Origin of the sequence: Neorhizobium descurainiae, assembly GCF_051400715.1 — a bacterium.
GTDB lineage: Bacteria > Pseudomonadota > Alphaproteobacteria > Rhizobiales > Rhizobiaceae > Neorhizobium.
Map to the genome: position 1 here is coordinate 129674 of NZ_JBLFFK010000018.1, position 11481 is coordinate 141154.

8 protein-coding genes and 1 pseudogene are annotated in these 11481 nt (G+C 55.9%); all 9 read right to left on the reverse strand.

The features are described 5' to 3' along the window. Nucleotides 1–126: 126 nt before the first annotated feature. The 9 genes and pseudogenes from ACMGE0_RS25215 to ACMGE0_RS25255 all read right to left on the reverse strand — a co-directional run bounded on the left by ACMGE0_RS25215 (nt 127) and on the right by ACMGE0_RS25255 (nt 11328). Complete coding sequence (locus ACMGE0_RS25215) at nt 127–2538, reverse strand: bifunctional DNA primase/polymerase (RefSeq protein WP_436818635.1); 2412 nt, start codon at nt 2536–2538, stop codon at nt 127–129. After that, a complete protein-coding gene (locus tag ACMGE0_RS25220) occupies nt 2531–2761 on the reverse strand; it encodes a helix-turn-helix transcriptional regulator (protein ID WP_436818636.1) in 231 nt (76 codons plus the stop codon). Before ACMGE0_RS25220 ends, ACMGE0_RS25215 begins: the two co-directional genes overlap by 8 nt. Before the next feature lie 358 nt (nt 2762–3119). Next, entirely contained in the window at nt 3120–3596 is a 477-nt protein-coding gene (locus ACMGE0_RS25225) for a hypothetical protein (RefSeq protein WP_436818637.1), read from the reverse strand. 4 nt (nt 3597–3600) lie between these two features. Continuing rightward, the gene (locus tag ACMGE0_RS25230; protein ID WP_436818647.1) at nt 3601–4485 is read right to left on the reverse strand and encodes a tyrosine-type recombinase/integrase; all 885 of its coding nucleotides are present in this window, start codon (nt 4483–4485) and stop codon (nt 3601–3603) included. A gap of 15 nt (nt 4486–4500) precedes the next feature. After that, nucleotides 4501–4767 (reverse strand): annotated as a pseudogene (locus ACMGE0_RS25235) (integrase arm-type DNA-binding domain-containing protein); the annotation flags it as partial. Nucleotides 4768–4964: 197 nt separating this feature from the next. Then, nucleotides 4965–6188 (reverse strand): reverse transcriptase domain-containing protein, encoded by a 1224-nt coding sequence (locus ACMGE0_RS25240; RefSeq protein WP_436818638.1) that lies wholly within the window; start codon nt 6186–6188, stop codon nt 4965–4967. 391 nt (nt 6189–6579) lie between these two features. Next, nucleotides 6580–7053: an ASCH domain-containing protein gene (locus tag ACMGE0_RS25245; protein ID WP_436818639.1), complete on the reverse strand. Its 474-nt coding sequence runs from the start codon at nt 7051–7053 to the stop codon at nt 6580–6582. After that, nucleotides 7037–9202 carry a GNAT family N-acetyltransferase gene (locus tag ACMGE0_RS25250; RefSeq protein ID WP_436818640.1) on the reverse strand — a complete coding sequence of 722 codons (2166 nt, stop codon included), beginning with the start codon at nt 9200–9202 and terminating at the stop codon, nt 7037–7039. Before ACMGE0_RS25250 ends, ACMGE0_RS25245 begins: the two co-directional genes overlap by 17 nt. Continuing rightward, nucleotides 9199–11328 (reverse strand): type ISP restriction/modification enzyme, encoded by a 2130-nt coding sequence (locus ACMGE0_RS25255; protein WP_436818641.1) that lies wholly within the window; start codon nt 11326–11328, stop codon nt 9199–9201. Before ACMGE0_RS25255 ends, ACMGE0_RS25250 begins: the two co-directional genes overlap by 4 nt. Between the last annotated feature and the right edge of the window lie 153 nt (nt 11329–11481).

The following is an 11481-nucleotide window of genomic DNA, read 5'->3' on the forward strand; positions in this document are numbered from 1 at the left end:
CGGGGCGGCAGGTAAGCGCCCCCGCAGGCCGCCCGCAGGTTTGAACAGGTATGGCAGGTTTTGCACGGCCTACCGGGCCAAATAAAACCCGGCAAACCGGCCCAAACCTGCCGCCCCGCTTCTCTTCTAAAAGGGGACATCGCCGGCTGGCTCCGGCTCAGCCTTTCGCTGCCCAACCTCAAGCACAAAATAATGCTTGATGCCGGAACTGTCCGTCTCGGTCTTGAGCATCATGCCGCCCGCGATGCGCCCGACATGCTTGCGCAGGAATTTCCCGGCGCTTCTGGTGTTGAATACCCTGCCGTTGGTGTTAGCGATCAGCTCGCCGATAATGGCCTGCGCGCCTGCATGCCCTTCCTCCTGCGCCATGTGCGCGACTTCGCTCAAGCTCTTTTTCATCGAGCCAAAAACGTCGCGCCAGAGCCGCAGGAAATCGACCAAGACCGCCTTATGCGGATCGTCAGCCATGACCAGTTCACGGGTCAGCGCCGGGTCCGGCTGGTCGAGCCAGACTAGCGCCTCTCGGATTAGCCCCCATTGCTCGAACGACCCGATCTTCTTGAGCGGCATCGGCCTACCTTGCGCAATGTAGGCCCGAAGCACCGTGAGCGCGGCCACGACAAGTCGGGCGCGCAACTCGACCGTTTCGGCAATCGCATCGAAGCTGTACTCGATCTGGTCGGGCCGCTCTTGACCGGTATCTATACGGCAAAAGAGCGTGCGTCGCGTCACGTCGCCGGCGAGCTCGAGATTGTTGCCGGTGGCGATGACAAGGCTGCCGGTGGGCACATTGCGCACCTCGGATTGACCGAGAATGCGCGGCCTCACCTTCTCCTGGGTAAGCATCGTGCAGAGGAAATCACCCTCAATAGGTCGGTCGCAATTATCGATGACGATCACCGGGTCGCCAGCCATCAGCACGGAGGAGAGCCGCTTTTCGTTCTCCTCGTCGGACTTGCCTTGCGACATCATTGCCGGTTTGTGGCCCGTGGCGATAATGCAGACGATTTCGGAGAGCAGCGACTTGCCGGAACCGGCTGTCGGCGCATCAACGGCGAAGAGCGGCGCGGAGGGAAACATGCGGCGCACCAGCGCCGTCATGACGGCGGCGAGAGCGACGCTGCGATGAGGCTCACCATCGAAGCGGAATTCGCGGAATGGCTGCTTGAGAAGATCGAGTGCCACACGGGCTTCCTCTTGCGTCGGATGATCGGGAACTCGTTCAAATTCCGTTCGTCCCGGATCGTAGAGCAGGCCCGTGTCTGCATCGTAGCCTTTGTCCTGAAGCACGGAGCCGTCCGGACGAAGCGTAGGTGCCTGGATGACTCCTTTTAAAAAGCGAAGGTTCCAGTTCCCGACGCGCGCGAGATAGGCCGTGGCGGCATCGGTTGGCGGGTCGACCGGGACGAGCTTTTTCTTCTGCTTCTTCGCCCATCGTGCATGGCGGGCGAACTGCTCGCGAAGCCAGGGGCTTGTCACGATTTGCAGCACGAGGGAGCCGGTCTCTCGTTTGATCCCCTCGCTCTCGGCGCTTGTCATGATCCGGGCGACACGCACCAGAGATTCAAACCGCTGAAAGATTTCGACGCCATTGTCGATCAAGGCTTGTTCTGCCCGATCAACCGCCTGCGGAAGCTCGCCGGGGCGAACGACGATGGCGTTGAGGTCAACGCCATCTCCATCATCCCCGAGGCCAATCCATTTCCGCAGAGTCTTTTCCATAGGCTCGATGCCGAGGAATTCGCAGAGCGCTGGAAGTCCCCAGGTCTCCTCGCCGGCATCGAACTTCGCACGGCTCGCCGCAGACTTGCCGCGCTTATCTGCTTCCTCATCTCCCGAGAGAAAAGCGACATGCTTCACCCAGGAATCGATTTCATCGTCGGTGAATCCGGCACGGATCAGCGTACCCGCCAGCGCGAGACATATGTTGTCGCGATTGCCGGACCCGCGCGGATAGCGGTTCAAGACGATAGCCAGGAAGGCGACGCAACCGGCATAGCGCTCAAGTTCTTCTCCATCCGCCTCCGGAATGCGGCGCGGGTCATCATTCCAGCGCAACAGTTCCTCGTTCGGGTGAACCGAAGGCGGAACCATGGTTTGTAGGCCGTCGCCGCGCAGTTCGAGAACAGTCGCCTTGTCGGTATCGAACAGGTTCTGCGCAGTGGCTGGAAGCTGGAAGCGGGTGTTCTTTCCCAGCTTGCCCTTGGCAAAACGATGACTGTTGGGCGAACCCTTGCGCCCGAAACTCGGTAGATGGGCGAGAACAAGGTTGGCAATGCGCGCCGCCTCGGGCCAATCGAAATCGATGTCGAGCAATCCGTTCGAGCGGCTGCCGAGAGCGATGCCGATATTGCTGACCCCACCATAGGCACGGCGCAAATCCTCGTCGCTTCTTTCCGTAAGGTTTCCCCACTTGCCTTTCGGCGCCTTCTCACGAGCTGGAAGCACGAGCGGCTCCCAGCCAAGCGACTTGTAGAAGACAGCGGCATCACCGGGCGAGGCGAATTGCTGATCGGAGTGTAGGATGAAGTCAGACATGGTAAGCACCTCCCGTCATGCGGAAAGTATTCATCCAGTCCTGCACCTCGGACTTGCGGTAAAGAACCCGGCCGCCGATCTTGTACCATGGCAAGCCGTTCCAGCGGCCTGGAAGACGCGCTTTTTCGAATAGGGACGTGCTGAGCTTGGTCAGCCGTGCGACCTCTTTTGTGCAGAGCCATTCGTCGGACTGCACACGTGTTTGCGTATTGGGATTTGCCATCGCGGCCACTCCATCACCGGGCACGCGCGAGCAAAGGCGAGCGTGCCAAAACTGAAATTCGGGGTGAGTGACGTCGGCGCTGGCTTCGGCCCGCTCGGAGGTGGGCAACTCCCGTTCGCTTATGAGACCTCCGCGTTGAACTGGTCTCGCCGGCCTGGTTCCGGACTGCTACCGGCCCAGCGGATTGTCAGTCCGCGTCATGGGTCTATCGCTCGCCGCATAAGGCGAGGAAAGCGTTCCAAGCATAGGGAAGATATGCGTCAGGAAGGATTAAGACAAGAAGTGATTGCGATGGTGAAACGCATTGCAAGCGGGTCCAATGCTGGGGCGCGATGCGCCGCTGCAAGAAGGACCGGTATCAAGGCAGCGTGGCAATATCCCATTCGGCAAGTTCGTCGCAGATGCGCCGGACGGCTTCGTCTTCGCGCGCTTCTCTGACATGATCGTACTCAACCGAATTCAGGCCGTTCCGCCCCCGATAAGCATCATAAAGAAGGTGCGCCGCAGACTGGATATCGCAAGCGTGTTCCAGCCCGATGACCTCCCGTGCGGCCAATGCGGCCAACTGTTTCATTGATCGAATGGTACCAAAGGCCTCGTCGCGATGTGACCCGAACGCGCTCATCTCGAAGTCGCACGCATCCCGTTGCCTCTGCCGCACCATGAACAGGAGCGCCTGTTCCATCCTGGCAGTGTCCGGCCGGAATGCGCCAATAAGCGCCGTCATCGCCATATCGAGGCGTTCCAAGTCTGAGGCATCGGTGTCGCTGGAAGGATGCGCTTTTATGATTGCCAACAGCACGCGCTCCAGCACCGTTTCGGCATAGACGGTCATGGTGTCAGCCCTCTGCATTGACCAACTCCAATATCCGCTGTGCAACCTGTTCCACCGGCCCTCGCAACCGTTCAGCGTTGACAACGATGTAACCGCCCGTCACATCGCCGGTGGCGCGATGGTTCAGCAGCCGCTTGAGCGCGTAATAGGGAACATCGAGGCTTTCGGCGATGGTAATGAATGTGCGCCGCAGATCGTGTAGGGTGAAGCTGACGCCAGAACCGGCGCTGACGCGAAGCAGAAACTTCTTGGTCTCTACAAGATGACCGTCCTTGCCCGGCCCAGGGAACACATAGGGCGAAGCATCGGCCCGCGCAAACCGCTCTGCCAAAAGCTCCACGAGAAATGTCGAGAGCGGCAGGTTCAAGGGATCGCCGTTCTTCGTCTTCGGCAGATGCAGGGTGCGCGCATTCAGGTCCACATTGTCCCAGCGCAACGCCATCAGTTCGCCCCGGCGCATGCCCGTGAATAGCGCCATGAGCAGGAAATCGCGGGAGTGTTCCGGCTCGGCCATGACCGCTTTCCACCATGACGGCAGGTCAAGTGCGGTCACCAGGGTTTGCCGCCTTTGCTCGCGGTGCCATGCCCGCGCCTGCGTCAAAATCTGCACAGGGTTCGGCGGGAACTCGTCATGGGTCGCGGCGGCGAAGTTGTAGACCGAGCGCAGATGCCGCATCACATTGTTGGCCGTGGTCTTGCCGATCTCGGCGGAAAGCTCCTGATGCCGCTTCAGCACCATCTGCCGGGTGATTTCGTTGATCGGCTTCTTGCGCCATGCCTTGAGGTATAGCTTGGCTGTTCGCGTGTAGTTCTGCACAGTGTAGGCCGATAGCTGCGGCCGGGCGGCGAAGAAGGTGTCGAAAGCATCCGCCAGCGTCAGCTTGACCACCGCCTCCCTGCGCTTCTCCGCATTCGGGTCCAGACCTTCCGCCATTTCGGCGAGCAGCGCCATGGCCTTTTTGCGGGCGATTTCCGGCGCGAAGACATCTGCACGGCCGATAGTCACACGCCGGGTCCGGCGGTTCACCTGTCCCTCGGCATAATAGACCTTGGATTGAGTGCCGACGCGAAGGCCGAAGCCAGTCAGCAGGGTATCACGATAAAATATTTGGCCGCTGTCGGCATGTGGAAGATCATCGATCGCGCGGCGGGTGAGACGTAAATTCGGCATTGAGACCTCCTGTTGGCCTCAACTCGAAATAACCTGAATTATCTTAAAATACAAGCAATATCAGATAGTTAGAAAATAAATCTTAGGACAGGAAAGAGGATGACACCCGGTCCAACGCCTGCGCACGCGCGATGGGGCAAACATGAGCAACGCCAGTTTCAGTTTAGCCATTCACGATAGCAAAAAACTGGCCATGTTCACTTGTCCATGTCCCGAATTGCCTGATCAACCATCCGCTCGAGGCGCATCACCTGCCGAACAATCCGCTTTGATCCAAAGGCATCAGCGGCCCGCCTAGCGTACTTGGAGAAATTCCGCGCACCAACTGGCGCAAAGCGCTTACGGAGCCGCTTGGTATAGATTTTGTCAGCGTGCCCATCGGCCATTGCTTGTTCACCGATCCGCTTCGTGGTCTTAATTGCTCGACGCGCCTTGCGCCACTGCCTCGCCAATGAGGTCGGACGAATTATCGCTCCGTCTTTCGACACATTGAATCCAAGGTATTGAAAGATGTCTTCGCTGCCAGGCCCGAACAGCGCGCGTTCCGTTTTCTCATCCTTGATTTCGAGCTTGTGCGCGGTAATGACAGACTTAAGCGCGTCAGTGATTTCCTTCTCGCTGTCCGGCCTGCAAACGATCAGAATGTCATCGGAGTAGCGCTGATAGAGCGCTCCGATTTTGCCGCAGGCATTCACCATGGCTGCATCGACATCCATCATGTAAAGGTTCGAAAAGGCGCTGCTGATCGGAGTACCCTGCGGGATTCCGAACTTGTTCGGGTTGGTAGTGATCGCAATTCCGGCCTTGTGAAGTTCCGTGATAGTCGCAATCGGCTCGCGAGTGTCCTCTTTGATCCGTTTTGAGAACACCGGATGCGTCTCAAGCGACTTGCGTTCAACCCTGCTAAACCTCGTGACGTGGCGAAAAACGGAGTACCAATCGGGCGGCAGTTCATCGACTCCAAGCAGGTGCTTTAGTCGATTCTTGAGGATGGCATGGTCCAGATTGTCAAAAAAGCCGGTGATGTCGAAGCACAACACAACGCAAGGCTCAAGCTTCTGGGCGAAGCGATAGGCATCGGCAGAAAAATCGTAGTTTGACCGCCCCAATTTTCGATAAGCGATAACATTGCCTGTCAAGGCAGCATTTTCATAGTGCCGATCAAGCAACGCTCCAACATCATGCGCATATTTCGACAGAATACAGGCATCGCGGTGGGACGCGAACATAATATCGCGATCCTTGTATACGGTCTTGCCGTCCTTCTTCTTATACTGTTTGACCCGTTTAACGTAGTGGACGAGCGGGAGCCATGAGTGTTTGGCAACGAATTTTGGATCACAAACGGTGGTGGCATACGCGGCACCAACTGGCGCATCAAAGTGGCGATAGCCTCGTGTTTTGAACCAATCGTATCCCAAACATTTCCCCATTTTGCAGTGATCGGGGGGCTAGCTCCAACCCTGAACCTCGGCTCGCGCCGAACGCCCCCCAATCGCACGCCTCTATCCGTCGGCTTCTTCCCATTGTCTCAAACAGGCTCGCCCCCAACGCGGGTTTCAAAAACGCATGGCGGTATAGTGTAATCGTAGGAGTGCGAACCATGTTCACAGTCTCATGGAATGACCTTGCCGGCCTGACGATGACAATCGTCGTGGCCTGCGCGGCAGTCATGTTTCCAGTTGACCGTCCAAACGACCGTGCCAACTGGCCAATTCCAGAGGCCATTCAGAGATGGGAGTAACAGCATTGGTTTGCAAGGGATAGTGGTAGCGACCGCATGACAAATTCACCACGTGTCATCCGGCCGCCTTACGCTCGCAAAAGGCGCACCACATTGCTCGGGCGCTTTTCTTCAAATGAGCTCATTTGAAGGAGACGCTTGGCCTCTGATGCACTAAGCCGAGACAGTACCTGCGGGGGATGAAAGCCTTCCTTCCAGACGCGCAATTGCTCGATACCGATCGGTTGTACGCTTTGAATCTGGGAAAGCCGAATACCAATGGCTTCTCGTGTTCCTTCAAAATAGCTATCGAACTCCAGGCGATTAATCGCAATGCGATCGGAATAGGTCTCCCATACCGCTTGGGGCGTCCCCCGAAAGATGGTATCTATGATTGCAATTCCGACAATGGCCGCTACAGGTCGTGTTGCGTAGATCCACAGACGTGCCCCTACCTCTACCGGAGGGATGCGGCGGCGAAGCTCAACAGTTTTCTTCCCGGAAAGAATTGCCTCTGTAAAAGCGGGGCGAATTGAGATGATTGCTTCATCGAATTTTGCCACTGGACCATCCACAAGTAAGAATCGAGTCAATTTTCTCACTTGAAAGCGAGACGGCGGAAATAAGATTCGTGGGGCCGACCGCATCGAAACGCTTCAACATGTCGAACATTACCGGCGTAGGAAACGCCATAAGATTGTCGAATGTCGTCAAGAGCACGTCGTCAGTTGCCGAAAACCCATCGGCGTTGTTGATCACCAACCGTTTGTCGGATTTAGGGTTCAGCTGGGATTTTGGCACCACAATCGAATTGACGATTCGCGCCACGGCTACGGCAGCTCCTCTCCCGTTGCCTTTCCCCTTTGATTCGTAAAAGATAATAGGAGCGCCTGCCCGCATTTTGTTGGCTGTTCGCGGCGAGTTGACGTAGCCTCGTAGAGAGAGGAAAGCAGCATCGCGATTAGCGATAAAGGCCAAATTGGGTTGGATCGCCGTCCCTAGCAACTCATCGGCATATGTTCTCGTAATAGGAACGATGACGCCATCTCGGCCCGGCCAAACCAATAGCGTGGGACTAAGTAGGTCTTCCAGAACGGCCGCAGTGATCCGTGTTGTCGCCCCCTTGGGAGTTTGAATATCGATTTCGTTACCTGCTGACGTGATAGGCAATGTATCCGGCAAGACGAGCCCGGTCCGCCGCCGCACCTGTTGAGCTACCACAGGCCATGTGCTCACAGAACATGGCCTACCGACCGCGATTTTCGAGAAGGTTGGCGAATTTGCATGTCGTTGAAATCCGCGTGCAGCAGCCAAATTGTTCACGATCGACTGTCCCGCAAGATGGATTAATTCGATCGCGACAGGCGCACTCCTGCTTGAGGTGCGCACGAGCGTGCTCAGCAGATGGTCCGCGAAAAGTTCGGCGTCATGGTGCTCGTGCCGAACATGCACGATCATCCGCGCGGCAGGATCGACGCCTTTAGGAACCTGAATCACCCCGGCCGCGACAACACGTCCATCACATCGGATCGCCTCGCGCTGGATAAACTCCACCGAGGACTCCAGTTTTGTAAATTCCGAAATGATTGAAGTGGGTAGGCCCATTTCTGTGAGATATGTTGATAGCTGCGCAGTATCTATCGGGCCAAGTTCAAAGTCTTCGCCATGCAACGCGACTGAAGGTGAGCTAAAAGGTTCTGGCAACAGGTCCAGAACTTCTTCGACTGTTGCTATGTCGATTCCAAACGTAGACAGAAGTTCGTTGCGTGCATTCAAAATAGGGCCGTCACGAGTTATAAACGCCGAAGCGTGAGAAATCGCCGCTTGAGCAAGATGCTTCGCGTCGCTTTTGGCTTGGTCGGTGCCAACGCCTTTGGCGTTTCGTTGCACGAATACGATGTCGTAGATTCGATCGGCAACCTGCTCTAGCGCAGACGCATCGGGTTTCGGTAGCCGTGGAAGTTGCAAAGCCATCTGAAGGATGGGATCGGTAGAAAGGCCATTCGACGTTCTCCGAAGTTCGGAAACGAACTCATCCGCGATTGCTAGACGAATCGTATGGCCCAATGCTTCGCCAAACAGGCGGCGAGCAAATTCAGATTGATCTCTCTGCCTCACAAGATCGAAGTAAACATTCAAATCGAATGCGAAAACTGGAACCTCGCCGGGATTACGATGACGGATTCCAAAGTCAGTTTGCAGGCTCGCTTGAGCCGCCGCAAAAGAGAAAAGACTGGCGGTGTCGAGTTGACGCGAATGTACGATGATCTTGCGTCCGCGTGCTTTGCCACCGGCGTGCTCAAGCACGGGTTCGAAGCCGTTCTTGGTATAGAAAGCGAGAGCATTCGTAAGATCGGAAGCTATATCCGCTCGAATAGAAAGAAAACCGATACGTTCAAGCTCCGAGACAAGTGCTTTCAAAAGGGATGAGGCCACCCCCACCTTTCGAAAGGCGCTGGCAACCGCGATCTGTTGGACCTTTGCATTGGGGAATACTCCGCTGTGCAAAAGATACCCCGCGAAATTGCGAGAGCCGCGATCATCGACAATGGCTGCAATCAACCGGCCACGCCCGATTGCATCTTCAAAAGCTTTGGCTGGAAGAAAGCCGAGAGCACTATCTTTCTCGGAATCGGCGAGCGCTCGAATTTCAGGCAGAAGCGATGTCAACGCCACGGCATCCCGCTCTATGACCACCGCTGGACGTTTCACCGCTCGATCCCCAACTCGGCCGCTGTGAAGGCATCGGAAGCGGCACGCTGGTAAAGCGCATCGAGTTCCGAACCGAGAGCAAGCAGGGCCGCAATTCGTTGGATGATCTGTCGGAACCACTTGCGCTCATCATCCGTCAACGCTCGACCCTCGCGGCGATCAGCCTGACGGTAACCGAGCCATTTCTTGAGCACGGGATAGCCACCAAGCTGGTAATGCCACACGGCCTCCGGCACGTTGGCGAAAAAGGCGTCATCGTTAATATAGAGGTCGCCAGTCTTCTCGCCCCAAACACTTTCGCCCCAAGCTTCATCGGGTGCATCGTCTATGCCAAAAGGATGGGGCCTCCACCGCCCCTTGCCTCCACCCCAATAGGTAATGGTGATTTTGAGGTCATCAGGGCTGAGATGCCCACCGTCACTTCGCCGCATAGGACCGATGCCCGCCGCTCGCTCCCGACCAATGATCGCTTCGATAACATCGCGAGCATCGCCATCAGCGTCGAGAAGACGCGTTACCTGCTCGCCCTTAACCACAAGCGCTTCCAAAAGTTCAGCATCCTTCGGAATAGGCACATGCGCCCAATCGGCGGATAGAGCGCTTCTGTGTTCTGCCTGATAAGCAGGTGCGTGCATGACGGCGAAAGCGGCCCGGAAGAGATGACCTACGAATGAACGAGCAACCTCGCTGTCTCTTGAGAAAGTCAGAGGGCGGACCGACGCTCCTCCGGTGGCAAACTGCTGCTCAGTTAAAGCAAAATGAATTCCGAGAGCTCGCCACGACGCATCTGTGAGATTCGCGTAAGCTTCTCCCGATAGAGCATCCTTGACTTGGCGAGGGAATACTACAGACCCACGTTCATGAACATGAAGATTTGCCAATGTTTTAGAGAATATTGGCCGTGCTTCACTTGCTTTTCGAGGCTCCGGCACCGTCAAGAGAAATTCGTTATCTAACCGATTTACTCCTAATTCTGGGCGTGATCTGTTTAGTAATCTTGCTTCTGTCTCGTAATAAATAAATCGCTGATCGAAAGGAAAAACCAGAAACTCAGTCACTTTATTTTTGTCATATCCAATCTTATTCAGATCGGTCCAAACCTGCTCGGGATCGTATCCGGCAATTGCACTTCTTCCATCAGCATCTTTTTCCGGCGCCAGGCTGGGAACCAGCTTCATCGCTTCAGAAAAGCTCTTCGCACCGACGTATACTTCAAAGCGGCGCTCCAGTACCGACTTGCTCACGTCTATGACGGAGCCGTCGATTCCTCGATTGTGGTTTACGCCCTGATAATAAACCGGAAACAGATCATCAAGCGCCGGCCATGCTTCGAACCCACCCTCAACCATTGTTGGCGAAAGACGCCAACGATTCTCACGATTGGGGACAACAGGTTCGTAAACCGGCGAGGAATTGCTCATGCCTGTGGGCAATGCCGCTATAAGCTCTGCACGCTTCCTACTAGCCTGCCCCCAAAAATCGCGATAGCGAACTGTCGTTTTGGTCGGGTCGGCCTGTGCGCCTTTACGTTTCATAAGCGTGACGATGGCCGTTCCTGGCTGAATACCACGGGGATCCATATCCGTGGTGAAAGCGCTTTGGTCTGCCGAGCCCGCGTTGGGCAGCCCGGCCGGGATAAGCTTACCCGTTCGGTATTTGTCCCCATTCAGGTTGTCGATCCAGATATCATGGAAGTTCGACAACAACGATCTCCGCATAATCGGATGGGAACGGCCGGTCAGGTAAGAAGAATTCGAAATGAAAGATACAATCCCATATTCGGCCGCCTCACCAATGCGCTCTTCAGCCATGCGGAAGAAACGAATGTACAGATCATCAAGTAGCTGCTTGCGCACACCATATTCGAGATAAAGCGCGCTTTGGCCGCGTTGTTTTTTCTTCGTATTTCCGAATTCGTCTCGCTTTACCTGCTTCGTCTTGGCATCGATATGGTCTACAAGTTCGATACCCTTATAGCGAGCAACCAGCTGTGCTTCTTCCGATTGCGCGACGCCCGCGAACCGATCGTATGGCGGATTGCCGATGATAACGATGATCTTGGCTTTCCGCTTGACTTCTTGAGAGGCGTCGAACTCCTCGCGCATCTCTGGGAAGCTTAGCTTCACGTCGCCTGTATCGTGCCAGCCAGATAGAGCATTGGTCAGGAAGACCGACAGGCGCTTGTCGGCTGCGGGCTTAGCCCCTAGGTCGGATCGACATTCAGGATTCCCAAATCATCTAATCGGTGATTCATAGGCTACACGGAGGCCTATGAATGG

Coding starts and splice junctions, on each gene's coding strand:
- ACMGE0_RS25220 (WP_436818636.1), bottom strand. CDS start 2,761: ATGGCAAATCCCAATACGCAAACACGTGTGCAGTCCGACGAATGGCTC.
- ACMGE0_RS25225 (WP_436818637.1), bottom strand. CDS start 3,596: ATGACCGTCTATGCCGAAACGGTGCTGGAGCGCGTGCTGTTGGCAATC.
- ACMGE0_RS25215 (WP_436818635.1), bottom strand. CDS start 2,538: ATGTCTGACTTCATCCTACACTCCGATCAGCAATTCGCCTCGCCCGGT.